Below are 25934 nucleotides of genomic sequence, written 5' to 3' on the forward strand. Positions count from 1 at the left end.
CTGTTACGGATCGCGCATGAGCGATGCAACAGCGCGGACGCGAAGCAATCCTTTCGGCGCGGCAACCATCCGCCCCGAAGAGGCGGCGCATTTCGGTCGGCTGGCCGCCGACTGGTGGAACCCCAGGGGCAGTTCGGCGATGCTTCACCGGCTCAATCCGGTGCGGCTGCGCTTCATCCGCGCCGGGATCGACCTGCACTGGGGCGGCGATGTCCGCGACCGGCAGCCGCTGGCGGGTAAAGCCGCGCTCGATGTCGGCTGCGGCGCGGGGCTGCTGTGCGAACCGCTGGCGCGGCTGGGCGCGGAAGTGACCGGGGTCGATGCCGCTCCGGAGAACGTCTCCGCGGCGGCGCTTCATGCCGAGGGCACGGGGCTCGATATCCGCTATCTGTCCGGCGAACTGGCCAGCCTCGATCTGGGGCAGTTCGATCTTGTCACCTGTCTCGAAGTGCTCGAGCATGTTGCCGACAAAAGCGCCTTTATTGTCGAACTCGCTTCGACATTGGCGCCCGGTGGGCTGTTGGTCGTGTCGACACCCAATCGCACCGCGCAATCGCGGGTCTTGCTGGTCGAGGGCGCCGAACGCCTCGGCATGGTCCCGCGCGGGACGCATCACTGGGACGATTTCATCACCCCCGAGGAGCTGGAACCCCTGCTGGCCGACGCCGGGCTCGAGGTGGTGACGACCAGCGGGATCGGTTTCCGCCCCGACAAGGGGCTGCACCTGTCCGAAGACACAGCGCTCAACTACATCCTCACCGCGCGCCACCGGGAATAGCGCAGCCGGGCTGCACCGCCCCGCCCCGCCAGTCGAGCGCGCGCGCGGGATCGTCGGCGAAGACTCCGTCCACACCCGCCGCCGCGAGCATGGCGTAGAGCGTCGCATCGCAGCCCACCGCCCCCTCGTTGGTGCCGAGCCGCAGCGGCGCAGGGAGAAAGACGTTCTCCTTGCGCAACGTCCAGGCGTGGACCGCCAGCCCTGCCGCCTTCGCGTCGGCGATCACCGCGGTCGCGCTGCCATCGGGCGAGAGCAGCAGCGGGATCGCCGCGCCGATCCCGTCGGCATAGGTGGCGATCTCTGCGAGCCCGGCGGGCGCGAGCATGTCGGCATAGCGCATATCGGGCTCGTCCGCCGGTCCGCCCTCGGCCGCAACCAGCTGGATCAGCCGGAAATCGGTTCGCTGGGCCAGCCGCCGCAGAGGGGCGATCTCGAAGCTCTGCAGGAACACCGGGGCATCGGCGCCCGCATAGCCTGCCTCGCGCAGCGCCAACACCAAAAGGTCGACCGTATCGATCCCGGCGTTCTGCAGCAGGAAATTGGGGTGCTTGAGCTCGGGATAGATACCGATGCGGCGGCCTGTTTCGGCCTCCTTGGCGCGCACCAGCCGCACGATCTCGGCGAAGGTCGGGATCTGGTAAAGCCCGTCGTAACGGACATTGCCCGGGCGCACCGAGGGCAGCCGCTCGACGACGCGCAGCGTGCGCAGTTCGGCCAGCGTGAAATCCTCCGCGAACCAGCCCGAGACCATCTGCCCGTCGATCTCCTTGCTCCGGCGGCGATCCTCGAACTCTTCGCGCGTGGCGACATCGGTGGTGTCGGACAGCTCGTTCTCGTGCCGCGCGACCAGCACCAGATCGCTGGTCGCGACCAGATCGGGTTCGATGTAGTCCGCGCCCGCATCGATCGCGCGCTCATAGGCGGCCAGCGTGTGCTCGGGCCGCTCGCCGCTCGCCCCGCGATGGGCGATCACGAGCATGCCCTCGCTCGTCGGTTGTGCAGCCAGCGGCGGTGCGACCAGCGCGGCAAACGCCGCGGCGGCGGCGATCAGAAAGCGGCGTCCCATTCATCCTCCTTGAACCCGACCAGCAGGCCGCCCGCATGCTCGACCCCATATTCGACTATCGGGCGCTTGATCATGCTCGGATGGGATTGCAGCAATGTGACGGCCTTGGCCGCATCGATATCCGCCTTGTCGGTCTCGTCCAGCTTGCGGAAGGTGGTCCCGCGCCGGTTGAGCACCGTGTCGACCCCTTCGGTCTCGATCCAGCGCGCGAGCTGCACGGGATCGGCGCCCTCCTTTTTGAAGTCGTGAAAGACATGGTCGAGCCCGCGCGCATCGAGATATTTGCGCGCCTTCTTCACCGTGTCGCAATTGGGAATACCGTAGAGGTGGATGGTCATCGAAGCTCCGTCAGCCTGGTCTGGTCAGATTTGCATCGGCGATCGCCACCGCCAGCGCGTCGGCGGCGTCGGCGCCCGCGATCGCTGCGCCTGGCAGCAGGATCTTGAGCATCGCCTGAACCTGAGATTTTTCCGCCGCACCGGTACCGACCACCGCCTTCTTCACCGCGCGTGCGGCGTGTTCGCTGACCGACAGCCCGGACGCCCCGCACGCCGCCAGCACACACCCGCGCGCCTGCGCCAGCTTGAGCGTGGACTGCGGGTTCTTGTTGACGAACACCTCCTCCGCCGCGGCGCGGTCGGGGGAATGCGCGGCGATCACCGCTGCGATCTCGCGATAGAGGTGGGCCAGCCGCTCGGCCATCGGCGCCTTGGGATCGGTCTTCACCTGCCCGTTGGCGAGATGAATCAGCCGCGATCCCTGAGCGCGGATCAGCCCCCAGCCGGTGCAGGACAACGAGGGGTCGAGGCCGAGTATAATCATGATGCCTCTCTGCCCGCACCTAGATGCCCACTGGGTTGCAGTATGGTTATCATCGAAGGCAGGGAAAACGGGCTACCGAGCAGCTTTGGAAGCCCATTTTCGCCAAGGATCCGCCGCGCAGATCACCCCTCGAGCTTCTCCATCACCTCGTCGGAAATGTCGTAATTGCCCCACACCGTCTGGACATCGTCGTCGTCGTCGAGCGCATCGATCAGCTTGAGCAGCGTGCCCGCGCTTTTCTCGTCCATATCGACGGTGAGGTTGGGTTTCCACGCGAGCTTGACCGTCTCGGCCTCGCCCAGCGCCTTTTCCAGATCGGTGGCGACCTGGTGAAGATCTTCCGCCGCGGTCCAGATTTCGTGGCCGTCCTCGGTCGAGGCGATGTCGTCGGCGCCCGCTTCCATCGCCGCCTCGAGGACCTTTTCCTCGCTGCCGGCATCCGCGGGGTAGACGATGTAGCCGAGCCGTTCGAAGCCATGCTGGACGCTGCCCTCGGTGCCCAGATTGCCGCCATGCTTGCTGAACGCGGTGCGGACCGAGGTCGCGGTGCGATTGCGGTTGTCGGTCAATGCCTCGACGATGATCGCGCTGCCGCCCGGGCCGTAGCCTTCGTAGCGCACTTCCTCGTAATTATCCTCGTCGCTGCCGCTGGCCTTGTCGATCGCGCGCTGGATATTGTCCTTGGGCATCGACTGCGACTTGGCGGCGTTGACCGCCAGCCGCAGCCGCGGGTTCATGTCCGGATCGGGCGTCCCCATCTTGGCCGCGACGGTGATTTCGCGGCTGAGCTTGGAAAACAGGTTGGACCGTTTCTTGTCCTGCGCACCCTTGCGGTGCATGATGTTCTTGAATTTGGAATGGCCTGCCATGGGTATCGCTTGATAGTTGTGGGAGGGATCAGAAGGTCGCAATAGCCGCATGACAAGCGTGACGACAAGCCTTGGCGAGGCGAATTCCGCCCGCGAGGAGTGGCGGCGTTTCGCCGCCTTCCTCAAGCGCCCCGCCCTGCCCGCCCGCGCCCGCCCGCGGAGCGGCGCGAGCCTGCGCGCGGTGCTGCGCATGCTGGGGCTCGATTTCGCGATGATGGCGGTGTTGATGGCGCTCGCGACGGCGGTGGTCGCCGCCGGCGTCGACCTGCCCGAAACCGCGCTCGAGACTATCGACATCTCGTTCCTGATCGTGGCGCTGGTGGTGATCGGCGCGCCGTTGCTGGAGGAGATCGCCTTCCGAGGCTGGCTGTCGGGTCGGCCGGGTCATGTCTTCGGGCTGCTGGCGCTCGTAGCGGGCCTGGGCGCCCTCGCGGCGATGCCGGCGCTGGGCGATACGACCGGAGTGGCGACGGGCATTGTGATCATTGCATGCCTGGTGTTTTTCCCCGGCCTCGCCCTGCTGATCCTCTGGCGCTTGCGGCGCCGCGACGCGATGGGCTGGTTTACCCGAGCATTCCCGCTGTTCTTCTGGCTCAGCACCGCGGCGTTTGCCTGCGTCCACCTGTTCAATTTCGACCGGGGCAGCCTCTATGTCCTGCTGCCGCTGGTGCTGCCGCAATTCGTGACGGGGTCGATCCTGGGCTATCTGCGCGTGCACTATGGGCTGTGGGCGGCCATGCTGCTCCACGCCCTCCACAACGGCACGGCCATTGCGCTGGTCCTGGCCGGCACCCTCCTGGCAGGTTGATCAGATGCGCACAGCGGTCCCGCTGGCGCTGACCATCAGCATCGAACCGGTATCGCCGATGACCTCGTAATCGAGATCGACCCCGACGATGGCATTACCGCCGCGGCTGCCACATTCGGCTTGCAGCTCCTGGATCGCCTTCTCGCGCGCCTCGGCCAGAATACGCTCGTAGCTTCCCGAGCGCCCGCCCACGATGTCGCGAATATTGGCGAACAGATCGCGAAACAGGTTCGCACCGACGATCACCTCGCCGGTCACGATCCCGAGATATTCCTGAATCGGACTGCCTTCGATCGTCGGGGTGGTGGTGACGATGATCCCGCGTGCATCTTTCCAGGGGCTTGCCATGGACTGTCTCCTCTTGCCTGATCGCGTGCCGCCTACCTTTAGCGATAACTGCGGCCTTACACCGTGTTGCTAAGGTAGAGCACGCCCCCGATCAAGCCTCACCCACCGCCATCAGCCCATGCCGAGTGCGGCCTTGTAAGTCTCGAGGATGGTTTCCTGTTCGGAACGATCGTCGGGCTTCATCTTACGCAGCCGGACGACCTGCCGCATGATCTTGGGATCGTAGCCGACCGCCTTGGATTCGGCGTAGACGTCGCGGATATCGTCGGCGATGCCTTTCTTTTCCTCTTCGAGGCGTTCGATGCGCTCGATCAGCAGGCGCAGGCGGTCGTCGGTGGCTTCGGCCATGGTTGAATGCTCCAATGGAAATGAGAATCGGTTGCGGGCCTGCTAGCCGACCGCACCGGGTCGGTGAAGCCGCGGCCGCGCTATTCCACGCGATTCTTCGCCACGCTCTCCTCCATCCGCCGCAATTGCTCTTCGGTCGCGGGCGTCTGGCGGGTCGCTTTCCACTCCTCCACCGGCATCCCGTGGATCAGCGCGCGCGCTTCAGCCTTGTCGCCGGCATAGCCTGCATCGCGGATCCAGTCGGACAGGCAGTTGCGGCAGAAGCCCGACAATCCCATCAGTTCGATATTCTGGGCGTCGTGGCGGTGTTGCAGATGCCGGACCAGCCGGCGGAATGCGGCGGCGGCGACATCGTCGGGGAGGGCATCGAGCGGATCGGCATTCGTGGTCATGGCGCGGCTTCATCCTTGAGTTGCAACAGAGGCCTGTCATAGCGAAGCCTATGAGAAAATTCGATCCGCGCGGCCGCAAGGTCAAGATCCTCGCCACCCTCGGCCCCGCTTGCAGCGACCCCGACGTCATGCGTCGGCTGTTCGAAGCCGGGGCCGACGCTTTCCGCGTCAACATGAGCCATGGCGAGCATGAAACGCACGCCGAGGCCATCCGCAACATCCGCGCGCTGGAGAAGCAATTCGGCCGCCCGATCCCGATCTTCGCGGACCTTCAGGGCCCCAAATTGCGCGTTGGCAAGTTCAAGAATGGCAAGGCGGTCATCCGCCATTCCGGCCATTTCACGCTCGACCGCGATCCCACGCCCGGCGACGAGACGCGGGTCGAGCTACCCCACCCCGAACTGTTCGGCCTGCTGGAAAAGGGCCAGCGGCTGTTGATCAACGACGGCAAGATCCGCTTGCGGGTGATCCGCGCCGATAAGGACGCGATCCTGTGTTCGGCCGAGGTCGGCGGGGTCATTTCCGACCGCAAGGGCGTCAACGTGCCCGACGCGGAGATTCCCATCCCCGCGCTTACCGAAAAGGATCGCAGGGACCTCGCCTTCGCCTTGTCGCAAGGCGTGGACTGGATCGGGTTGAGCTTCGTCCAGCGACCCGAAGATATCGCCGAGGCGCGCAAGCTGATCGGCGGCAAGGCGGCGCTCTGCGCCAAGATCGAGAAGCCGATGGCGATCCGGCGGCTCGACGAGATCGTCGAGCTGGCCGACGGGATCATGGTGGCGCGCGGCGATCTCGGGGTCGAACTTGAACCGCAGGAGGTGCCGCCGTTGCAGAAGCGGATCGTCAACACCGCGCGGCTGGTCGGCAAGCCGGTGATCGTGGCGACGCAGATGCTCGAATCGATGATCGAAAGCCCCGCCCCGACCCGCGCCGAAGTCTCCGACGTGGCCAATGCGGTCTATGACGGCGCCGATGCGGTCATGCTCTCGGCGGAAACCGCCGCGGGCGAATGGCCCGAAGAGGCGGTCACCATCATGCATCGCATCGCGGTCCAGGTGGAACGCGACGAAGGCTATATCGAGCGGGTGCGCTTTCTCGATACCCCGCCCGACCGGACCACCGCCGATGCGCTGGCGCATTCCTGCATGACCGTGGCCGACACGGTTTCCATCAAGGCGATCACGGTGTTCACGGGATCGGGTTCGACCGCTCGCCGCGTCGCCCGCGAACGGCCCTCGGTGCCGATGATGGTGCTGACGCCGTCTTACGAAACCGCCCGCCGCGTGGGCCTGCTATGGGGTGCGCATGCGGTCGTCACCCGCGATATCGGCAGCTTCGAGGAGATGATCGCCAAGGGCAAGCGCATGGCTTTGCGCCATCGTTTTGCCACCGGCGGCGACAAGCTGATCGTACTGGCGGGAGTTCCCTTCGGCACGCCGGGATCGACCAACCTGCTCCACGTCGTCACGCTGACCGGCAACGAGCTGGAGAAATACGAGGGCTGAGCCCCGCGCCTGCGAGCCGGTTACCCTCGCGCGGCGCTCTCCAGCCTCACTCTCGCTTCGGCCTCGCCGATCAGCGGCAGAAGCTCGCCCATATCGGGGCCGTGGCCCTTGCCGGTGAGCGCCAGCCGCAGCGGGAGGAACAGCGGCTTGCCCTTGCGCCCGGTACTCTCCTTGAGCCGGGCGGTCAGCGCGTGCCAGGGATCCTCGCCCCATTCGAGCGCCGTAGCCGCCTGGTCGAGAAACGCCTTGTCCTCCGGCGAGAAGTCGCAGGGCTCGATGGGCCCGGTGACCAGTTGCCACCAGTCCCGCGCCTGTGAGATTGTCTCCAGATTCGGCCTGATGGCGTGCCACCCAGCCTCGTCCATTCCCTCGGGAAGACGATCGGCTATCTTACTATAGGGCATCTGGTGGAGGATCGCGGTGTTGACCCGCTCGAGATCGGCCTCGTCGAACCGGGCCGGTGCGCGGCCGAATGTACCCAGATCGAAGGTCTCGAGCAGCGCCTCGCGATCGGCAATCGGCTCGACGGGTAGCGAGGTTCCGAGCCTTGCCAGCAAGGCGATAAGCGCCTCGGGCTCAATTCCGCGCTCGCGAAACGCATCGCAGCCGAGCGAGCCCAGGCGCTTGGACAGTTTCCCTTCCTTGCCGACCAGCAGCGCCTCATGCGCGAAACCCGGATGCTGCCGATTTGCTGCAGCCGAGCCAGACGCCATGCCCGCAGCATAAAGTGCGGTAAACATCTGAATTTGAACGGCGGTGTTGGAAACGTGATCCTCGCCGCGGAGCACCTGGGTGACGCCCATCTCGATATCGTCGACCGCGCTCGGCAGCATATAGAGCCACGAGCCGTCGGCCCGGCGGACGACCGGATCGGAAAGCTGGGAGGGATCGAATTTCTGCTTCCCCCGGACGCCGTCGTCCCATTCGATCGGGGCGGAATGGTCGAGGCGGAAGCGCCAGTGCGGTGCGATGCCCTCGGCCTCTTTCCCGGCGCGCTGCTGGTCCGTCAGATCGAGCGCGGCGCGGTCGTAGACCGGCGGTAGCCCCCGCCCGAGCTGGATTTTGCGCTTGAGATCGAGCTCCTGCGCGGTTTCATAGGCGGGATAGACCCGGCCCGCCTGCCGCAGCCGCTCGAAAGCGGCTTCGTAGATAGGCAATCGGGCGGACTGCCGCTCTTCGCCATCCGGTTCCAGGCCGAGCCAGGCGAGATCCTCGCGGATCGCCTCGACATATTCCTCGCGGCTGCGCTCGGCATCGGTGTCGTCGATCCGCAGCAGGAAGCGCCCGTCGGTCTTTCGCGCCAGCATCCAATTGTGCAGCGCGGTGCGGATATTGCCGACATGGAGGCGGCCGGTCGGCGAGGGGGCGAAACGGGTTACTTTTGTCATGGCTTCGCGGATAGCGCGCAGGCGAACCGATAGCGAGAGGGCTTCCACGCTCGACCGGGAAGCGAAGGCGCCGAAGTCGCTAGGCCGATCGCTTTCGGCGGCGCGCCAATACCACCCGCCGCGCCTTGCGGTAGTCGAGCACGCTGCCGCATAGCTCGGGCATGCGGCTCGCCTCATCGTGCGGGTCGCCGAGACGGTCGGCTGCTACCGGTTCGAGAATGAGATAGCCCTGTGCTTCGTTGCAGCCCAGTTTGCGCAGCAGATCGAGCTGCTCGGGCAGTTCGACTCCCTCGGCGGTCGTCGGGATGCCCATCGCGTCGGCGAGCCTGGTGATGGCCGAGACGATCGCCCGCGCAGAGACGCTGTCGCACAGATCCTTGACGAACTCGCGATCGATCTTGATCCGGTCGAGCGGGAAGCGGCGCAGATAGCTGAGCGAGGAATAGCCGGTTCCGAAATCGTCGAGCGCGATGCTCATCCCCATTTCGCGCAGCTTGATCAGCGTGGCCAGCGCCACGTCATTGTGCTCGAGGATGACGTGTTCGGTAATCTCGAACTCGACCCGGCAGGGGTCCATCCCCGATTCCGCCAGCGCATCGGTGATCGAGTTCAGCAGATGGGCCGAGCGGATCTGGCTGGGAGAAAGATTGATCGATACACGGAAATCGCCGTCCCATTTCGCCATTTCGTTGAGCGCGCGACGAATGACCCAATCGCCCAGCGGGATGATCAGGCCGGTGTTCTCGGCGACGGTCAGGAATTGCAGCGGCGGGAGCATGCCGCGTTGCGGGTGTTCCCAGCGAACCAGCGCTTCGTAGGCGACGGTCGCACCATTATCGAGATCGATTACGGGCTGGTAGTGTACCCTTAGCTCGTCGTGCCTGATCGCATCGCGCAACTCATGCTCGATGCGCCGCCGCTCCTGCATCTCACTATCGAGCCGCTGGTCGAAGAGCGCGACCTGATCTCGCCCCTTGGCCTTTGCAGCGTGCAAGGCGAGGTCGGCGCGGCGCATGAGCTCGTCCGCCTCGCAGGTCTTTTCGCTGCAGCGGGCCACGCCCACGCTGGCGGTCGAGATCACCGTCTGACCGTCGATTTCGAACGGTTCGCGCAGGATCGACAAAAACCGGTGCGCGCGCTCGATCAACATGCCGTCGCCGGAATTGGTCACGACGACCACCGCGAACTCATCCCCACCCAGCCGCGCGACGAGATCTTCGCAGCGGACATCCTGCTCCAGCCGCGCGCCGACCTCGCGCAACAGCCTGTCGCCGAACATATGTCCCTGAGTGTCGTTGATGCCCTTGAAATCGTCGAGATCGAGATAAAACAGCGCGACCCGCATCGAATTCGTGCCGTGCTTGTCCAAAGCATCCCGCAGCCGTTCGTTGAACATGTAGCGGTTGGCGAGGCCGGTGAGACTGTCGAAATGCGCCATGTAGCTGACGCGTTCCTCGATGATCTGGGTGTCGGTAACGTCGCGCGCGACTCCGGTCATCCTGCCATCGATGCGTGGCCGGGCCGACAGGCGCCAGAAACGGATTTCGCCGTCCAGTTCGAGTCTGACCAGCTTGTCGCGGAACGCCTGCCGCTGCGCCAGCGCTTCCGCGAACAGGTCACGCCTCTCGCCTTCGCTGAGCTGATCGATGAACGGCTGTCCTTCGAGTTCTTCTGCAGGCCGGCCGAAGGCGTCCGCCAGCCGGTCGGACACTTCGCGCAGATTGCCCCGCGGCCCCACGGTCCACAACCAGTCGTTTGCCTGCACCTCGTATTCGCTGAGTAGCATCCGCACGGTCGCCTCGCTCTCGACGCGCTCGAGCTCGTTCGTGATGGCGGCGACGAAAAGCCTGTCATGCGCCAGTACCGAGCGCATCAGCACCGCCGCATAAACAAGGATCAGCACAATCGCGATCCAGGCGTTCCATTCGGCGATCAGCCAGGCCGCGACGATCAGCCCCGCTGCCAGCACGGCAGTGTGGAATAGCGCTGCGGAGGGGATGGCGCGGTTCATCAGCAATACGCCGACGAACATGGCCGTACCGACGAGAGCAAGGACCGTGAGTTCGAGCCCCGAACCATAATAGGCGAACATGGGAATGCCGAAGGCCCAGGTCAGGCTGCTGCCCGCCATGAGCGCCTGGACAAGTCTGAAACTCCGCCGGGAACGCAACGGGTCGGCTTCCTCCCGGCTGATCCGCCGCATGACGGCAAGGCGCGCGGCGAGGATCAATAGCGCGCCGAGTGTCCAGGCGGCGAGCGGCTCCGAAGGCACATCGTCGCCGAAGGTCGCGAAGAGAAAGGCGATCGAGAAGACCGCTGCGACCAGAACGAAAGGCGAAGCGGAGGCCAATGCGTCGATGCGACGCCCCAGAAGGAGTCCTTCGATGTCGCCGCGATCATCCACCTTGGTACATCATGCCTTCCCGACCGGACGACCGACCGCTCGAACCGATCAGCCGTGTGCGGATTGGCATCCACGGCCCCGAAACTTTTGGATAACGGGCAAAACCCCTGCACCGCAACCCCTTATCAGGAGCAGGTGTCCCCTTGAATCGCGGTGCGCCGGAGGGAATAGTCGGTCCGGCTGCCAATCGCATGGCGGACTCAGGACCAAGAAAAACCCCGCCGGAGCTGGGCTCCGGCGGGGTCGATCCTTGTGCCTGCCAGAAGGGCGCTCAGCTCTCGGCTTCGCCATCCTTCAGATAGTCGCCGGCATCGGCGTCGGTGCCGTGGGTCTCGCCTTCCATCGTGGCGAGCGGCGAATCGCCGGTCGCGGCCTCGGCCCCTTGCGCGAGTTCGGCCTTGCGCTCTTCCTCGGCGGTCTGGGCGGCGATGATCGCATCCTGCGCCTTCTTCCATTGCGCCCGCAGCGCGACATCGCGCCCCGAGGCGGTGACGCGCATCCGGTTCATGCCCGCGCCGGTCCCGGCGGGGATGAGACGACCCACGATCACGTTCTCCTTGAGACCGACCAGCGTGTCCTTCTTGCCCTCGACCGAAGCCTGGGTGAGCACACGGGTCGTTTCCTGGAAGGAAGCCGCCGAGATGAAGCTGCGGGTCTGCAGCGACGCCTTGGTGATGCCCAAGAGGATCGGCACGCCCGCGGCCTTCTTCTTGCTGCGCGTCAGCTTCGAATTGGCCTCGTTCATTTCCTCCAGATCGACCTGTTCGCCCGGCAGCAGCGTGGTGTCGCCGCCATCGGTGATCTCGACCTTCTGCAGCATCTGGCGAACGATCACCTCGATGTGCTTGTCGTTGATCTTAACGCCCTGCAGTCGGTAAACTTCCTGGATTTCGTTGACCATGTACTCGGACAGTGCCTCGACACCCATGACCTCGAGAATGTCGTGCGGGTTGGGCGAGCCCGAGATGAGCGTATCGCCCTTCTTGACGAAATCGCCTTCCTGCACGTCGATCACCTTGGTCTTGGGGACCAGATATTCCACCGGTGCGCCCTCTTCCGGGACGATCGCGATCTTGCGCTTGGCCTTGTACTCGCGAACAAATTCGATCCGGCCCGAAATCTTGGCGATGACCGAAATGTCCTTGGGCAGACGCGCCTCGAACAGCTCCGCAACGCGCGGCAGACCGCCGGTGATGTCGCGGGTCTTGGCGGCTTCGCGGCTGGCACGCGCGAGAATGTCGCCCGCATCGACCCGCTGGCCGTCCTCGACCGACATCGTCGTCCCCGGGGCGAGCATATAACGCGCCGCCTCGGTCTCGTCGCCGGCATCGTTGAGCAGCGTAAGCCGCGGACGCAGGTCCTCGTTGCGCTTGCGGCCGGTGGCACGGTTCTCGGTCACCACGCGCTGGGCGATACCGGTGGCATCGTCGACGCGCTCTTCCAGGGTCGTGCCTTCGACCAGATCCTGGAAGCGGACCACGCCGCTCTGCTCGGTGATGATCGGCAGCGAGAACGGATCCCATTCCGCCAGACGATCGCCTTCGGTGACCTTGTCGCCATCCTTGTGCATCAGCACGGTACCATAGGGCACCTTGTGGATCTCGCGCTCGCGACCCTCGGCATCGATCACCGCCAGCTCGCCATTGCGGGCGAGGCTGAGGATGCGACCCTTCTTGTCGACGATGGTCGGCATGTCGCGATAGACGATCTTGCCCGAGGAGATGCTCTCCAGATGGCTGGTTTCGTTGAGCTGGGCGGCGCCGCCGATGTGGAATGTCCGCATCGTCAGCTGAGTGCCCGGTTCACCGATCGACTGCGCCGCGATGACGCCGACAGCCTCGCCGATATTGACCGGCGTACCGCGGGCGAGATCGCGCCCGTAGCACTTGCCGCAGACGCCCTGGTCGGCTTCGCAGACCAGCGGCGAACGGATCTTGGCGACCTGCGTTTCGGCAGCCTCGATCTCTTTCACCATGGGCTCGTCGAGCAGCGTGCCGGCCTTGACGATCACTTCGCCGGTGGCAGCGTTGACGATGTCCTCGGCGATGGTCCGGCCCAGGATACGCTCGCCGAGCGAGGCGATGACCGAGCCGCCCTGGACGATCGCACGCATGTCGAGCGCGTTCTGCGTCTTGCAATCCTCTTCGACGATGACGCAGTCCTGCGACACGTCGACGAGGCGGCGGGTGAGATAGCCCGAGTTCGCCGTCTTCAACGCCGTATCCGCGAGACCCTTGCGGGCGCCGTGGGTGGAGTTGAAGTATTCGAGGACGTTGAGGCCTTCCTTGAAGTTCGAGATGATCGGGTTCTCGATGATCTCGCCCGACGGCTTGGCCATCAGCCCGCGCATACCGGCGAGCTGCTTCATCTGCGCGGGGCTACCACGCGCACCGGAGTGGCTCATCATGTAGATCGAGTTGATCTGGGCCTGCTTGCCGTCTTCGCCGATCGGCTGCGAGCGGATTTCCTCCATCATGGCCTCGGCCACCACGTCGCCGCAACGGCTCCAGGCGTCGATCACCTTGTTGTACTTCTCTTGCTGGGTGATCAGACCGTCCTGATACTGCTGCTCGTAATCGGCAACCAGATCCTTGGTGTCCTCGACCGTCTTGATCTTGGAATCGGGGATGATCATGTCATCCTTGCCGAAGGAGATGCCGGCCTTGAACGCGTGGCGGAAGCCCAGCACCATGATGGCGTCGGCGAACAGCACCGTGTCCTTCTGACCGGTGTGACGATAGACCTGATCGATGACGTCGCCGATTTCCTTCTTGGTCAGAAGGCGGTTGACGATGTCGTAGGGAACCTTGTGGTTCTTGGGCAGGCATTCGCCGATCAGCATGCGGCCCGGAGTGGTCTCGAACCGGGTCATCGACACATTGCCCTTTTCATCGGCCTGCGGGACGCGGGCGATGACCTTGGTGTGCAGCGTGACCGCCTTGGTCTCGAGCGCGTGGTGCACTTCGGCCATGTCCGAGAACATCTGGAGCTTCTCGACCTTGGTGCCGTCGGCGTTATCGATGAACTCGGGGGTCTTCTCCTGCCGCTCCATCGAGAGGTAGTAGAGACCCAGCACCATGTCCTGCGAAGGCACGATGATCGGCTTGCCGTTGGCGGGCGAGAGGATGTTGTTGGTCGACATCATCAGCACGCGCGCTTCCAGCTGGGCCTCGAGGCTCAGCGGAACGTGGACGGCCATCTGATCGCCGTCGAAGTCGGCGTTGAAGGCCGAGCAGACCAGCGGGTGAAGCTGGATCGCCTTGCCCTCGATCAGCACGGGCTCGAACGCCTGGATGCCGAGGCGGTGAAGCGTCGGCGCGCGGTTGAGGAGGACCGGGTGCTCGCGGATGACTTCATCCAGGATGTCCCAGACTTCCTTGCGCTCCTTCTCGACCCACTTCTTGGCCTGCTTCAAGGTCATCGACAGACCCTTGGCGTCGAGGCGGGCGTAGATGAACGGCTTGAACAGCTCGAGCGCCATCTTCTTGGGCAGGCCGCATTGGTGCAGCTTGAGTTCGGGACCGGTGACGATCACCGAACGGCCTGAATAGTCGACGCGCTTGCCGAGCAGGTTCTGGCGGAAGCGGCCCTGCTTGCCCTTGAGCATGTCGGAGAGCGACTTCAGCGGACGCTTGTTGGCGCCGGTGATGACACGGCCACGACGGCCGTTGTCGAACAATGCGTCGACGGCTTCCTGCAGCATGCGCTTTTCGTTGCGGACGATGATGTCCGGAGCGCGCAGCTCGATCAGCCGCTTGAGGCGGTTGTTGCGGTTGATGACGCGGCGATAGAGATCGTTGAGATCCGAGGTCGCGAACCGGCCGCCATCCAGCGGCACCAGCGGGCGCAGCTCGGGCGGGATCACGGGGATCACCTCGAGGATCATCCACTCGGGGCGGTTGCCCGAATCGATGAAGCTCTCAACGACCTTCAGGCGCTTGATGATCTTCTTGGGCTTGAGCGTGGACTTGGTGGTCTCGAGCTCGTGCAGCAGATCGGCGCGCTCCTGCTCGAGATCGAGATCCATGAGCATGGTCTTGACCGCGGCAGCGCCGATATCGGCGGTGAAGGCGTCCTCGCCGTACTCGTCCTGCGCGTCGAGGAGCTCGTCCTCGGTCATCAGCTGGAACTTCTCGAGCGGGGTCAGGCCCGGCTCGGTGACGATGTAGCTCTCGAAATAGAGCACGCGCTCGAGCTGCTTCAACTGCATGTCGAGCAGCAGGCCGATGCGCGAGGGCAGCGACTTCAGGAACCAGATATGCGCGACCGGCGCGGCCAGTTCGATGTGGCCCATCCGCTCGCGGCGGACCTTGGTCACGGTGACTTCGACGCCGCACTTCTCGCAGACAACGCCCTTGTATTTCATACGCTTGTACTTGCCGCACAGGCACTCGTAATCCTTCACCGGACCGAAGATGCGCGCGCAGAACAGACCGTCACGCTCGGGCTTGAACGTGCGGTAGTTGATGGTCTCGGGCTTCTTGATCTCGCCGAAGCTCCACGAGCGGATCCGCTCGGGGGAAGCGATCCCGATCTGGATCTGGTCGAAGGTTTCCGGCTTGGCGAGCTGGTTGGTGAATTTGGTCAGTTCGTTCATGTCTGTTCCGCTTTCCTTAGCCGCTCCCCCTCAGGGGAGGGTTGGGGTGGGGCCTGTCATTTCCGCGCGGAGCGGGGGACTGCCCCCACTCCGCGACCCTCTCCCCCGAGGGGAAGAGGAAGATTGCCTATTGCGCCGCGATCTTCAGGCCGTCGTCGTCCTCGCTACCGTCGTCGAGCGAGGTCAGTTCGACATTGAGGCCGAGGCTGCGCATTTCCTTGACGAGCACGTTGAAGCTCTCGGGAATGCCGGCTTCGAAGGTGTCGTCACCCTTGACGATCGCCTCGTAGACCTTGGTCCGGCCGATCACGTCGTCGGACTTCACGGTGAGGATTTCCTGCAGCGTGTAGGCGGCGCCGTAGGCCTGGAGCGCCCAGACCTCCATCTCGCCGAAGCGCTGGCCGCCGAACTGCGCCTTACCGCCCAGCGGCTGCTGGGTGACGAGGCTGTAGGGACCGATCGAACGCGCGTGGATCTTGTCGTCCACAAGGTGGTGCAGCTTGAGCATGTAGATGATGCCCACGGTGACCTTGCGGTCGAAAGCCTCGCCGGTGCGGCCGTCGTAAAGGACCGACTGGCCCGAACTGTCGAGCCCGGCTTGGAGGAGTTGCGAGGTAACGTCGCCTTCGCGGGCACCGTCGAACACCGGGGTGCCCATGGGCACGCCGAGGTAGAGATTGCTGGCGAGTTCGACCACTTCCTCGTCCGATCGCGTGTCGATCGTCTCGTGGTAGTTTTCGCCATAGACCTCTTTCAACTTGTCGCGGACGGCCTCGGGCGGCTGGGCCGCCTCCGGATCCGGATTGGCTTCGCGCCATTCCGCCAGCGACGCGGTGACCTGCTGGCCGAACGCGCGCGCCGCCATGCCAAGGTGCGTCTCGAAGATCTGACCGACGTTCATGCGCGAGGGCACGCCGAGCGGGTTGAGCACGACATCGACCGGGGTCCCGTCCTCGAGGAACGGCATGTCCTCCTGCGGCAGGATCCGGCTGATGACGCCCTTGTTGCCGTGACGGCCGGCCATCTTGTCGCCCGGCTGCAGCTTGCGCTTCACCGCGACGAAGACCTTGACCATCTTGAGCACGCCCGGGGCGAGTTCGTCACCGCGTTCGAGCTTCTCCTTGCGATCGTCGAACTTGGCATCGATGATGTTGACGGCTTCGTCGTACTGCGACTTGACCGCCTCGATCTGGATCTGGCGCTGATCGTCGGCAACCGCGAACTTGAACCATTCGTGCTGTTCGATGCCTTCGAGCAGTGCTTCGTCGATCTCGCCACCCTTCTTGACGCCCTTGGGAGCGGCCGAAGCAATCTGGCCCATCAGCATGTCGCGCAGACGGTTGTAGGTCGCGCGGTTGAGGATGGCGCGTTCGTCCGCGGCATCCTTGCGCAGATGCTCGATTTCCTCGTTCTGGATCGCGCGGGTACGGTCGTCGATCTCGATACCGTGACGGTTGAACACCCGCACTTCGACCACCGTGCCGGCAACGCCGGGCGGCAGACGCAGCGAGGTGTCGCGCACGTCGGAGGCCTTCTCGCCGAAGATCGCGCGGAGGAGCTTTTCCTCAGGCGTCATCGGGCTTTCGCCCTTGGGCGTGATCTTGCCCGCCAGGATATCGCCGGGGTGAACTTCGGCGCCGATGTAGACGATGCCCGCTTCGTCGAGGTTGCGCAGCGCTTCCTCGCCGACATTGGGAATGTCGCGGGTGATGTCTTCCGGGCCCAGCTTGGTGTCGCGCGCCATCACTTCGAATTCCTCGATATGGATCGAGGTGAAGACGTCGTCCTTCACGATGCGCTCGGAGATGAGGATGGAATCCTCGTAGTTGTAGCCGTTCCAGGGCATGAAGGCGACGAGGCTGTTCTTGCCCAGCGCCAGCTCGCCCAGATCGGTCGAGGGACCGTCGGCGATAACGTCGCCCGGCTCGACCGTCTCGCCCACCTTCACCAGCGGACGCTGGTTGATGCAGGTGTTCTGGTTCGAACGCTGGAACTTCTGAAGCGTGTAGATATCGACGCCCGACTGGCCGGGTTCGACATCGCCGATCGCCCGGATGACGATACGCGTGGCATCGACCTGGTCGACCACACCGCCGCGCGTGGCGGCGATGGCGGCACCCGAATCGCGCGCCACGGTCTCTTCCATGCCGGTGCCCACGAAGGGCGCCTCGGCCTTGACCAGCGGCACGGCCTGGCGCTGCATGTTCGAGCCCATCAGCGCGCGGTTGGCGTCATCGTTTTCCAGGAAGGGAATGAGCGATGCGGCGACCGAGACGAGCTGCTTGGGGCTGACGTCCATCAGCGTGATGCTCTCGCGCGGCGCCATGAGGTTGTCCCCGTTCTGGCGCGAGGAGATCAGCTCTTCGGCAAAGCTGCCATCGTCGTTGAGCTCGGCAGATGCCTGCGCGACGGTGTGCTTCTGCTCTTCCATCGCGGAGAGGTAGATCACCTCGCTGGAGACCTTGCCGTCCTTCACGACGCGATAGGGCGTCTCGATGAAGCCGTATTTGTTGACGCGGGCAAAGGTCGAGAGCGAGTTGATCAGGCCGATGTTCGGACCTTCGGGCGTCTCGATCGGGCAGATCCGGCCGTAGTGGGTCGGGTGAACGTCGCGGACTTCGAAGCCAGCACGCTCGCGGGTGAGACCGCCCGGGCCCAAGGCCGAAACGCGGCGCTTGTGGGTGACTTCCGACAGCGGGTTGGTCTGATCCATGAACTGCGAGAGCTGCGACGATCCGAAGAACTCGCGCACCGCGGCGACCGCAGGCTTGGCGTTGATCAGGTCGTTGGGCATCACGGTCGAGACATCGACCGAGCTCATCCGCTCCTTCACGGCGCGCTCCATGCGGAGCAGGCCGACGCGGTACTGGTTCTCGAGCAGTTCGCCGACCGAACGCACCCGCCGGTTGCCGAGATTGTCGATGTCGTCGACATCGCCCTTGCCGTCCTTGAGGTTCACCAGCTCCTTGACCACCGCGAGGATGTCTTCCTTGCGCAGCGTCGTGACGGTGTCCTCGGCATCGAGCTCGAGACGCATGTTGAGCTTCACGCGACCGACGGCGGAAAGGTCGTAGCGGTCGGCATCGAAGAACAGGCCTTCGAACAGCGCTTCGGCGGTTTCCTTCGTCGGCGGTTCGCCCGGACGCATGACCTTGTAGATCGCTTCCAGGCCTTCTTCGCGGTTCTCGGCCTTGTCGACCTGGAGCGTGTTGCGCATCCACGGGCCGACGTTGACGTGGTCGATGTCGAGCAGCTCGATGCTGTCGATCCCGGCCTTGTCGATCGCCTCGAGGTTCTCGGCGGTGACTTCGTCGCCCGCCTCGATGTAGATGCGACCGGTCTTCTCGTCGATCAGGTCGTGAGCGGAATAGCGCGAGAAAATCTCTTCGGTCGGCAGCAGCAACGTCTCGAGACCGTCCTTGGCCGCCTTGTTGGCCGCGCGCGGGCTGATCTTCTGGCTGGCGGGGAAGACTTCTTCGCCGGTCTTGGCATCGATCAGCGCGAAGGCCGGCTTCTGGCCGCGCCACTGGTCGGGCTGGAAGGGAATCTGCCAGCCATCCTTGGCGCGCTTCCAGGTCACCTTGTCATAAAAGATATCGAGGATTTCCTCGCTGTCGAGCCCGAGGCCGAACAGCAGCGAGGTGACGGGCAGCTTGCGCTTGCGGTCGATACGGACGTTGACGACGTCCTTGGCATCGAACTCGAAGTCGAGCCAGCTGCCGCGATAGGGAATGATCCGCGCCGCGAACAGCAACTTGCCCGAGCTGTGGGTCTTGCCGCGGTCGTGGTCGAACAGCACACCGGGCGAACGGTGCATCTGGCTGACGATGACGCGCTCGGTGCCATTGACGATGAAGGTGCCGTTGCCGGTCATGAGCGGCATGTCGCCCATGTAGACGTCCTGCTCCTTGATATCGAGCACGGAGCGGGTCTCGGTTTCCTGGTCCACCTCGAACACGATCAGGCGCAGCGTCACCTTCATCGGCGCAGCGTAGGTGATCCCGCGCTGGCGGCATTCGGTGGTGTCGTATTTCGGCGGCTCGAGTTCGTAATGGACGAAGTCGAGCTCGGCGGTGCCGGCGAAGTCGCGAATCGGGAAGACCGAGCGAAGGGTCTTTTCCAGGCCGGAGACGTAGTCCTTCTCCTTGTCGGAGCGCAGGAACTGCTCGTAGCTCTCGCGCTGGACCTCGATCAGGTTCGGCATCTCGACGACTTCGTGCGCATCGCCGAAGATCTTGCGGATGCGGCGCTTGGCCGTACCCTCGGTTGCCGAACGGGTCGTGGTCTTGCCGGCGCTCTTCTGGGGCGCCTTCGCCTTGGTAGCCATAAGGGGGGTATCGCCTTTGCCTGGATGCCGGACCTGCGCAGGATGCGCGCCGGCTGATTTCATGTCTCGTGGGCGTTGAGCACCATAGCGACGCCGAAAGGCCGCAGCGAAGGCGCACCGGCTCCGGTGCTGCTGCAGCTCCTGTCTGGACGTCGCGATATGGAAACGCCGCTTCCAATCCCGTGGCCGATCCCCGCGCATGAATCGGCCCTGCTCGAAGCGGGCGGTCGGGGGTGCATATAGGGGGGCAGGCCGGTCTCGTCAACGGGGCCGGCGATACGCCCTACCCGCCGCTTTTCGCTTTCCTACACGGCCGCGGGCGAGGAAGGATAGCCACCCCGTCCACCCCATCACCGGGGGTCTCCGATCAGAAACCCGACCGCACCGGACCGCGAGGATCACGACCCGCCCCCCTCTTGCCCCGCCCCCTTACCCCGGATCTGTCACCCGGTATCACACAAGCAATTGAAATACCGAATGTTATCTATCTCCCGATGGGTGACACCCCTGTCACCTAGTGTCACCCTCGCTCTCCTGACTGATAATCGATGCGGTGAATATTGTTTTTCAATAATATTGATTGACAATAAACTGCGCGCGGGGGCATATCAAACTGCGCGCGGGGGCATATCGCAGTTCGAAATCCTGGAGGATAGTCATGCTCACATTCGGCCAATGGACCAACGCCGCTGTAAATCGGTCAGCGTGATGCGTTATTCCCTCCGCAACCGTCTCGCCTTCACAATCGCAAAGACTATCTTGTCAGCGACGATCGGTTTCATGATTCTGGGCGCTGCATTATTCCTGTGGTTTGGTTATGTTCCGGCAGACTATGATGCCGCAACTGGCGAAACAACCTATCGTGTGCTGCTCGGCAGCCTTCAGCTGGACTATGCGATTAGCAGGGCGCTTGGCATTTCGCTGTTTGCTGCCCGCTTTGTCGGTCACGCCATGGTGGCAGCGATCTTTTTGCTGCTCGCTGCGTTCTTTTTGCAATTGTTTTTGATCGTCCGGGCGGCATCAAGCGGGTTCCCCTTTACAAGCCGAAATGCGATCAGGCTCGCGCGTATGGGATGGTTCCTTATCGTTGCCTTCGGACCCGTCCAATGGATGATGTGGTGGCTGGGAGGCACTCCCGGATCGGACCAGGTGATTCTCGATGTCCTGTTCCTTTTGCTTGGCTTGGTCTTCCTCATCCTTGCCGAGGTCTTCCGCCATGGCATCGTCCTGCGCGAAGACCTGGAGGGCACCATCTGATGGCGCCACCGCAAGAGGCCGAGGGTAAGCGCATAAGGGTCAAACTCGACGACCTGCTCCACGAGCGGCGGATGACGCTGACCGAGCTGGCCGAGCGGGTCGGGCTGACGCTCGCCAATCTGTCGATCCTCAAGACCGGCAAGGCGCGCGCGATCCGCTTCTCCACGCTCGAGGCGATCTGCCGCGAATTGCAATGCCAGCCCGGCGACCTGCTGGGCTATGACGAGCCAGTCTAGGTCTGCGATCGGGAACCATCGGTAATTGTGGCCATTTTATGGTCGAACCCCAAGGAGGTTTTAACATGAGAAAGACCATTTTCGCCGCCGCCGCCCTGCCCTTCGCGCTCACGCTCGCCGCCTGCGACAGCGGCGAGGAAATCGACGGCACCGACACCACTTCGATGGAAGCCGATGCAGTTCAGCCGATGGATGTCGGCACCAGCGATCCGACCGTCACCAACGACGGTATGATGGCGGACGACACCATGATGGCCGAAGAGCCGATGGCGGATGACGTAGAGACCGATCCCATGACGATGGAACCTGTCGAAACGGAATGATCGAAGGATGTGAGCCGGGGCGCGTTCGACCGCGATCCCGGTTGACAAACCCCCTCAATCCCCTAGAGGCCCGCCACTGATCGGCGGGCCTTTTTGTGCGCCGGTCGTCCGTCCGAGACCGTTGGTGAAGGCAGTTCGGCCTTCTTAATTTCCAGCCTAGACGGGGAAACGAGATTTTCGCGTCGCCATCGGCGGCGTTCCGGTATGTTTCACATGCCCTCCTTCCCCATCAACGGACTGCCCTCATGTCGATGTTCGGCATGGGGAAACGTGAGCCGGTCGCGCGGTCGTCTATGCGGCGCGCGGCCATAGTGAAGGAGTAAGGCATGGATCGTTCGCAGAAAGCCGATTCGGTCGCCCAGCTCAACGAGGTCTTCAGCGAGGCCGGCGTGGTGGTAGTCACCCGCAACCTCGGGCTTTCGGTGGAGCAATCCACCGCATTGCGGATGAAGATGCGTGAAGCCGGTGCGTCCTACAAGGTTGCGAAGAACCGCCTCGCCAGGCTCGCCCTGAAAGACACCGATTACACCGGTATCGACGAATATCTCGTGGGCCCAACCGCCCTCGCCTATTCGACCGATCCGGTGACGGCTGCCAAGGTTGCGGTGGATTTCGCCAAGACCAACGACAGGCTGGAAATCGTCGGTGGTTCCATGGGCGCGACTGTGCTGGACGAAGCCGGTATCAAGGCACTCGCCTCGATGCCGAGCCTCGATCAGCTGCGTGGCACGATCGTGGGTCTCGTCAATGCCCCGGCGACCAAAATCGCCCGGGTCGTCAACGAGCCCGCATCCAAGCTTGCCCGCGTCTTCGGCGTCTACGGCGCCAAAGAAGCGGCATAAGCGGTTCGACGCGATTGCACGAATTCAAATGGGGCCGTTCCGGAATAGTCCGCGGCCCCGCCATATAATTGGAGTGAAACATCATGGCCGATATCGCCAAGCTGGTTGAAGAACTGAGCAAACTGACCGTCATGGAAGCCGCCGAGCTTGCCAAGGCACTTGAAGAAGAGTGGGGCGTTTCCGCTGCCGCAGCTGTTGCTGTGGCCGGTCCCGCCGCAGGTGGCGGCGACGCCGCCGCTGCCGAAGAGCAGACCGAATTCGACGTGATCCTCACCGGCGACGGTGGCAAGAAGATCCAGGTCATCAAGGAAGTCCGCGCCATCACCGGTCTGGGCCTGGGCGAAGCCAAGGCGCTCGTCGAAGGCGCGCCCAAGCCGGTCAAGGAAGGCGTCAACAAGGCGGAAGCCGACGAGATCAAGGGCAAGATCGAAGCCGCCGGCGGTACCGTCGAGCTCAAGTAAGCTTTTCAAGCTTTTGCGGATGTCTTGAAGCATCCGTGATCGGGAGGGCGGTGCCGCAAGGCGCCGCCCTTTTCGTATCCAGAGTATGACCGCAACCGACCCACTTGCGGACATTGACCCCGCTGCCATACTCAGCCCATGGAGCAACTCGCACTGGCAGGGACCGCGGCCGCGGGACTGTGGTTGATTGGCGTCGGCGCATTGATGGCGCTTTTGCCAGACACTGCTCTGCGAGTACTTCGCCTCACAGCCTCCACTCGAACCATCAACAATTCTGAGCAAGGGCTTCGGCTGATTGCCGGCCTCGCCATTCTCCTCAGCTCTCCGGCTTCCAAGCTACCGCAGGTCTTCGAGATTGTCGGATGGTTCATCATCCTCTCTTCGCTGGTGCTGCTTGTCCTGCCGCTGAGATGGCACTCCGCTTACGCAATATGGTGGGCTGACCGCTTCAAACCTGCGGCGGTCCGGCTTGTAGCGCCAATGTCCTCGCTTGCCGGGATCGGCCTGATATACGCTGCCGTGTAAGCTGCTTCGGCTGTCCGCTACCCACCCAATAATCGACACCGCTCAGAACTTCACTCCCGCCCGCACCCCGATCATGTCGATGCCCGGGTTCTGTTCGCGGTTGAACAGGCGGGCGTTGCTGATGTGGACCCAGCTCGCTTCCAGCGAGACGCGCTCCGACACTTGCACGCCAAGGGCAATCTCAGGCTCGAACAGGACCCGACTGCCAAGGTCGGTCCGGATGCGGGTCGCCGGATCGACGCGCAGCTCGGGCGCGTTGTGCAGCGCGAGGCCGACGCCCGGGCGGATGTAGACCGGGCCGAGATCCACTTTCCAGGACAGGCCGGCGGCGACGAAATCGGTCCCGCCCGCTTGCGAATTGAGCGAACCGAAGACATGCGCGGCGGGTTTGCCGAGGAAGGACAGCGCCTCGATCGGCTCGCTGCGCACGCCGATCTGGATGTCCACCCCGCCCTCCCCGGTGTCGAAGGTGAAGGGGGTGTCGACCGCATGGGCGTAGCCCCCGCCGAACAGCTCCCCCGCTTGGGCGGGCGCGGCGACGCCTGCGCCAACAAGCAGGACGATGGTGGCGAGCGAAAGGCGCATCGGGTTATGGTCTCCGGACAAGGGGGATGTGCCCCTGCTGCATCGCATCTTGCCCCAAGCTGAAGCGATTTGACCATACGGATTGCGCCGGCCTGTCGCCGCGCCTAACCGGTCCGGCTGTCCTGACCGGGCGGCGCGGCGCGCCCCCGCCGCCATTCCAAAACAGGCTTCCAACGACCAACGTGACCCTGACGCACACCCCCAAGCCCCTGCCCACGGCACGCGAAGGCTGGAGCGGCGAAATCGCTGCGACGCTGCGGCTGAGCTGGCCGCTGGCGGCGGCGAACCTGTTGCAGATGCTGACCTATGCGGTCGACGTGATCTTCATCGCCCGGCTGGGCGAGGCGCAGCTCGCGGCTTCGGCGCTGGCGGTGGCGCTGTTCGGCATGGTGCTTTGGGCGCTCTCGGGGCTGACCGGCGCGGTCGCCCCGGTGATCGCCGCCGAGCTCGGCGAGCGCGCACCCGCGCTGCGCACTGTGCGCCGCGCCACGCGGATGGGATTGTGGATCTCGGTCATCAGCGGGCTGCTGGGGATGGGGATCTGCCTGCTGCTCGGCCCGCTGATGCGCGTCACCGGTCAGGACGAGAACATCATCGGCCTCGCGAACCAGTACAACGGGGTGATCATCTTCTCGATGATCCCGATGCTGTTCAACAATGTGCTGCGCAATTTCGTTTCCGCGCTGGGGCGGCCGGTGTTCGCCACCGCGATCACCGCGCTGGGGATCGGAATCAACGCGCTGGCCAATTACGCCTTCATCTTCGGCAATCTGGGCGCGCCTGAGTTGGGCCTGCGCGGCGCGGCGATCGCCACGATCCTCACCTCGCTGTTCACCTTCGGCGCCTATGTGTTGGCGATCAGGATGGACCGGCGGTTGCACCGTTATCACGTCTTCGGGCGCTGGTGGGCGCCCGACTGGGCGCGCGCCTGGACGATCACCAAGATCGGCACTCCGATCTCGCTGACCATCACCGCCGAAGCCGGCATTTTCGGCGCCGCGGCCTTCCTGATGGGCAATATCGGCGCCAGCCAGCTCGCCGCGCACACCGTGGCGCTGCAGATTGCCGCGCTCGCCTTCCAGGTGCCCTTCGGCATCGGCCAGGCGGCGACGATCCGCGTGGGCTATTTCTATGGCGCGCGCGACCCGGTGGGGATGCAGCGAGCAGGCTGGTGCGCGATCGTCATCGGCACCGGCTTCATGGCCCTGACCGCGCTGGCGATGGTGATCGCCCCCAAGCCGCTGATCGCGATCTATCTCGATCCCTGGGACCCGGCCAATGCGGTGCTGGTCGGCTTCGCGCTCAAATACATCGTGATCGCCGCGGGGTTCCAGTTGTTCGACGGGATGCAGGCGGTGGCCGCCGGCGCGCTGCGCGGCTTGCAGGACACGCGCGTGCCGATGTGGATTGCCGGCTTCGCATATTGGGTTCCCGGCTTCGGCACCGCGATGGTGCTGGGTTTCGCCACCCCGCTCGAGGGCGTCGGGGTGTGGATCGGGCTCGCCATCGGGCTTACCTGCGCGGCGCTGCTGTTAACCTGGCGCTGGCATCGCCGCGACCCGCTGGGGTTGACGCAGCGCCCCGAGCGGGAAGCCTGACCGGCGCACGAACGGGTCGGCTCTCGGGTCAGTTTTTTGGCTGAACCCCCGTTGACTAACCGGGGGCGCATACACATATGCGGCTCGCTGGCACTCCGACACCGTGAGTGCCAACTTGCAATTCAACCCTCTTAAAGGAAGGTCACAATATGGCATTTCGTCCGCTGCACGACCGCGTACTGGTCCGTCGCATCGAAGCCGATGAGAAGACCGCAGGCGGTATCATCATCCCCGACAGCGCCAAGGAAAAGCCCAGCGAAGGCGAGATCATCGCCGTCGGTGAAGGCGCCTACAACGAGGACGGCGATCGCATCAAGCCCGACGTCAAGACCGGCGACCGCATCCTGTTTGGCAAATGGTCCGGCACCGAGGTCAAGCTCGATGGCGAAGACCTTCTGATCATGAAGGAAAGCGACATCATGGGGATCATTTCCTGATCCGCTGATCGCACCGCT

Annotated in this window: 23 protein-coding genes; 11 read left to right on the plus strand and 12 right to left on the minus strand. The window is 64.1% G+C overall.

The window, feature by feature from the left end; all coding sequences use genetic code 11:
* Positions 1-16 precede the first annotated feature (16 nt).
* Positions 17-778, plus strand: coding sequence for a bifunctional 2-polyprenyl-6-hydroxyphenol methylase/3-demethylubiquinol 3-O-methyltransferase UbiG (ubiG, locus tag ACWIKC_RS11865; protein ID WP_454597702.1), 762 nt, complete (start codon positions 17-19; stop codon positions 776-778).
* On the opposite strand, the gene ACWIKC_RS11870 is transcribed toward ubiG, so the two are convergent.
* The 4 genes from ACWIKC_RS11870 to ACWIKC_RS11885 form a co-directional block, all read right to left on the minus strand.
* On the minus strand, positions 756-1844 hold the full coding sequence (locus ACWIKC_RS11870) for a glycerophosphodiester phosphodiesterase family protein (protein ID WP_454597703.1): 1089 nt from the start codon (positions 1842-1844) through the stop codon (positions 756-758). The two genes, ubiG and ACWIKC_RS11870, sit on opposite strands and share 23 nt — an antisense overlap.
* The gene (locus ACWIKC_RS11875) at positions 1826-2182 is read right to left on the minus strand and encodes an arsenate reductase (protein ID WP_454597704.1); all 357 of its coding nucleotides are present in this window, start codon (positions 2180-2182) and stop codon (positions 1826-1828) included. Before ACWIKC_RS11875 ends, ACWIKC_RS11870 begins: the two co-directional genes overlap by 19 nt.
* A 10-nt stretch (positions 2183-2192) precedes the next feature.
* A complete protein-coding gene (gene ruvC / locus ACWIKC_RS11880; RefSeq protein WP_454597705.1) occupies positions 2193-2666 on the minus strand; it encodes a crossover junction endodeoxyribonuclease RuvC in 474 nt (157 codons plus the stop codon).
* Between the two features lie 122 nt (positions 2667-2788).
* Positions 2789-3535 (minus strand): YebC/PmpR family DNA-binding transcriptional regulator, encoded by a 747-nt coding sequence (locus ACWIKC_RS11885; protein WP_454597706.1) that lies wholly within the window; start codon positions 3533-3535, stop codon positions 2789-2791.
* 49 nt (positions 3536-3584) lie between these two features.
* Here ACWIKC_RS11885 and ACWIKC_RS11890 point away from each other — a divergent pair, with 49 nt between their 5' ends.
* On the plus strand, positions 3585-4343 hold the full coding sequence (locus ACWIKC_RS11890; protein WP_454597707.1) for a CPBP family glutamic-type intramembrane protease: 759 nt from the start codon (positions 3585-3587) through the stop codon (positions 4341-4343).
* On the opposite strand, the gene ACWIKC_RS11895 is transcribed toward ACWIKC_RS11890, so the two are convergent.
* From ACWIKC_RS11895 to ACWIKC_RS11905, 3 genes are all read right to left on the minus strand, one after another.
* Entirely contained in the window at positions 4344-4691 is a 348-nt protein-coding gene (locus ACWIKC_RS11895; RefSeq protein WP_454597708.1) for a heavy metal-binding domain-containing protein, read from the minus strand.
* A 111-nt stretch (positions 4692-4802) separates the two neighbouring features.
* Positions 4803-5039 carry a DUF2312 domain-containing protein gene (locus ACWIKC_RS11900; protein WP_454597709.1) on the minus strand — a complete coding sequence of 79 codons (237 nt, stop codon included), beginning with the start codon at positions 5037-5039 and terminating at the stop codon, positions 4803-4805.
* A gap of 80 nt (positions 5040-5119) precedes the next feature.
* Entirely contained in the window at positions 5120-5431 is a 312-nt protein-coding gene (locus ACWIKC_RS11905; protein ID WP_454597710.1) for a DUF1244 domain-containing protein, read from the minus strand.
* A 50-nt stretch (positions 5432-5481) separates the two neighbouring features.
* On the opposite strand from ACWIKC_RS11905, the gene pyk reads away from it, so the two are divergent.
* Positions 5482-6936 (plus strand): pyruvate kinase, encoded by a 1455-nt coding sequence (pyk, locus tag ACWIKC_RS11910; RefSeq protein WP_454597711.1) that lies wholly within the window; start codon positions 5482-5484, stop codon positions 6934-6936.
* Between the two features lie 20 nt (positions 6937-6956).
* On the opposite strand, the gene ACWIKC_RS11915 is transcribed toward pyk, so the two are convergent.
* From ACWIKC_RS11915 to rpoB, 4 genes are all read right to left on the minus strand, one after another.
* A complete protein-coding gene (locus ACWIKC_RS11915; protein WP_454597712.1) occupies positions 6957-8324 on the minus strand; it encodes a glutamate--tRNA ligase in 1368 nt (455 codons plus the stop codon).
* Between the two features lie 79 nt (positions 8325-8403).
* On the minus strand, positions 8404-10728 hold the full coding sequence (locus ACWIKC_RS11920) for a putative bifunctional diguanylate cyclase/phosphodiesterase (protein WP_454597713.1): 2325 nt from the start codon (positions 10726-10728) through the stop codon (positions 8404-8406).
* Positions 10729-10999: 271 nt separating this feature from the next.
* Positions 11000-15325 carry a DNA-directed RNA polymerase subunit beta' gene (gene rpoC, locus ACWIKC_RS11925; RefSeq protein WP_454597714.1) on the minus strand — a complete coding sequence of 1442 codons (4326 nt, stop codon included), beginning with the start codon at positions 15323-15325 and terminating at the stop codon, positions 11000-11002.
* 127 nt (positions 15326-15452) lie between these two features.
* Positions 15453-19652: a DNA-directed RNA polymerase subunit beta gene (gene rpoB / locus ACWIKC_RS11930; RefSeq protein WP_454597715.1), complete on the minus strand. Its 4200-nt coding sequence runs from the start codon at positions 19650-19652 to the stop codon at positions 15453-15455.
* Positions 19653-20327: 675 nt separating this feature from the next.
* On the opposite strand from rpoB, the gene ACWIKC_RS11935 reads away from it, so the two are divergent.
* The 6 genes from ACWIKC_RS11935 (at position 20328) to ACWIKC_RS11960 (ending at position 23296) form a co-directional block, all read left to right on the plus strand.
* Positions 20328-20909: a DUF2975 domain-containing protein gene (locus ACWIKC_RS11935; protein WP_454597716.1), complete on the plus strand. Its 582-nt coding sequence runs from the start codon at positions 20328-20330 to the stop codon at positions 20907-20909.
* A complete protein-coding gene (locus ACWIKC_RS11940; RefSeq protein WP_454597717.1) occupies positions 20909-21145 on the plus strand; it encodes a helix-turn-helix domain-containing protein in 237 nt (78 codons plus the stop codon). Before ACWIKC_RS11935 ends, ACWIKC_RS11940 begins: the two co-directional genes overlap by 1 nt.
* Positions 21146-21210: 65 nt before the next feature.
* Positions 21211-21468, plus strand: a complete 258-nt coding sequence (locus tag ACWIKC_RS11945; protein ID WP_454597718.1) for a hypothetical protein — start codon at positions 21211-21213, stop codon at positions 21466-21468.
* Between the two features lie 326 nt (positions 21469-21794).
* Complete coding sequence (gene rplJ, locus ACWIKC_RS11950) at positions 21795-22310, plus strand: 50S ribosomal protein L10 (protein WP_454597719.1); 516 nt, start codon at positions 21795-21797, stop codon at positions 22308-22310.
* Between the two features lie 83 nt (positions 22311-22393).
* Complete coding sequence (gene rplL / locus ACWIKC_RS11955) at positions 22394-22771, plus strand: 50S ribosomal protein L7/L12 (protein ID WP_454597720.1); 378 nt, start codon at positions 22394-22396, stop codon at positions 22769-22771.
* Positions 22772-22909: 138 nt separating this feature from the next.
* Complete coding sequence (locus ACWIKC_RS11960; protein WP_454597721.1) at positions 22910-23296, plus strand: hypothetical protein; 387 nt, start codon at positions 22910-22912, stop codon at positions 23294-23296.
* Between the two features lie 42 nt (positions 23297-23338).
* Here the strand turns inward: ACWIKC_RS11960 and ACWIKC_RS11965 are convergent, their stop codons facing one another.
* Positions 23339-23881: an acyloxyacyl hydrolase gene (locus tag ACWIKC_RS11965; RefSeq protein WP_454597722.1), complete on the minus strand. Its 543-nt coding sequence runs from the start codon at positions 23879-23881 to the stop codon at positions 23339-23341.
* Between the two features lie 182 nt (positions 23882-24063).
* On the opposite strand from ACWIKC_RS11965, the gene ACWIKC_RS11970 reads away from it, so the two are divergent.
* Positions 24064-25479, plus strand: a complete 1416-nt coding sequence (locus ACWIKC_RS11970) for an MATE family efflux transporter (RefSeq protein ID WP_454597723.1) — start codon at positions 24064-24066, stop codon at positions 25477-25479.
* Between the two features lie 149 nt (positions 25480-25628).
* Positions 25629-25916: a co-chaperone GroES gene (gene groES, locus ACWIKC_RS11975; protein WP_067609626.1), complete on the plus strand. Its 288-nt coding sequence runs from the start codon at positions 25629-25631 to the stop codon at positions 25914-25916.
* Positions 25917-25934 lie beyond the last annotated feature (18 nt).

The organism is Qipengyuania sp. SM2507 (assembly GCF_053714505.1).

Bases quoted from the DNA above. Each gene is read 5' to 3' on its own strand.
- ACWIKC_RS11905 (WP_454597710.1), bottom strand. From the start codon at position 5,431: ATGACCACGAATGCCGATCCGCTCGATGCCCTCCCCGACGATGTCGCC.
- ACWIKC_RS11945 (WP_454597718.1), top strand. From the start codon at position 21,211: ATGAGAAAGACCATTTTCGCCGCCGCCGCCCTGCCCTTCGCGCTCACG.
- ruvC (WP_454597705.1), bottom strand. From the start codon at position 2,666: ATGATTATACTCGGCCTCGACCCCTCGTTGTCCTGCACCGGCTGGGGG.
- rplL (WP_454597720.1), top strand. From the start codon at position 22,394: ATGGCCGATATCGCCAAGCTGGTTGAAGAACTGAGCAAACTGACCGTC.
- rpoB (WP_454597715.1), bottom strand. From the start codon at position 19,652: ATGGCTACCAAGGCGAAGGCGCCCCAGAAGAGCGCCGGCAAGACCACG.
- ACWIKC_RS11940 (WP_454597717.1), top strand. From the start codon at position 20,909: ATGGCGCCACCGCAAGAGGCCGAGGGTAAGCGCATAAGGGTCAAACTC.
- ACWIKC_RS11885 (WP_454597706.1), bottom strand. From the start codon at position 3,535: ATGGCAGGCCATTCCAAATTCAAGAACATCATGCACCGCAAGGGTGCG.
- ACWIKC_RS11965 (WP_454597722.1), bottom strand. From the start codon at position 23,881: ATGCGCCTTTCGCTCGCCACCATCGTCCTGCTTGTTGGCGCAGGCGTC.
- ACWIKC_RS11875 (WP_454597704.1), bottom strand. From the start codon at position 2,182: ATGACCATCCACCTCTACGGTATTCCCAATTGCGACACGGTGAAGAAG.
- ACWIKC_RS11890 (WP_454597707.1), top strand. From the start codon at position 3,585: ATGACAAGCGTGACGACAAGCCTTGGCGAGGCGAATTCCGCCCGCGAG.
- rplJ (WP_454597719.1), top strand. From the start codon at position 21,795: ATGGATCGTTCGCAGAAAGCCGATTCGGTCGCCCAGCTCAACGAGGTC.
- rpoC (WP_454597714.1), bottom strand. From the start codon at position 15,325: ATGAACGAACTGACCAAATTCACCAACCAGCTCGCCAAGCCGGAAACC.
- ACWIKC_RS11915 (WP_454597712.1), bottom strand. From the start codon at position 8,324: ATGACAAAAGTAACCCGTTTCGCCCCCTCGCCGACCGGCCGCCTCCAT.
- pyk (WP_454597711.1), top strand. From the start codon at position 5,482: ATGAGAAAATTCGATCCGCGCGGCCGCAAGGTCAAGATCCTCGCCACC.
- ACWIKC_RS11900 (WP_454597709.1), bottom strand. From the start codon at position 5,039: ATGGCCGAAGCCACCGACGACCGCCTGCGCCTGCTGATCGAGCGCATC.
- ACWIKC_RS11960 (WP_454597721.1), top strand. From the start codon at position 22,910: ATGGAGCAACTCGCACTGGCAGGGACCGCGGCCGCGGGACTGTGGTTG.
- ubiG (WP_454597702.1), top strand. From the start codon at position 17: ATGAGCGATGCAACAGCGCGGACGCGAAGCAATCCTTTCGGCGCGGCA.
- ACWIKC_RS11935 (WP_454597716.1), top strand. From the start codon at position 20,328: ATGGACCAACGCCGCTGTAAATCGGTCAGCGTGATGCGTTATTCCCTC.
- ACWIKC_RS11895 (WP_454597708.1), bottom strand. From the start codon at position 4,691: ATGGCAAGCCCCTGGAAAGATGCACGCGGGATCATCGTCACCACCACC.
- ACWIKC_RS11870 (WP_454597703.1), bottom strand. From the start codon at position 1,844: ATGGGACGCCGCTTTCTGATCGCCGCCGCCGCGGCGTTTGCCGCGCTG.
- groES (WP_067609626.1), top strand. From the start codon at position 25,629: ATGGCATTTCGTCCGCTGCACGACCGCGTACTGGTCCGTCGCATCGAA.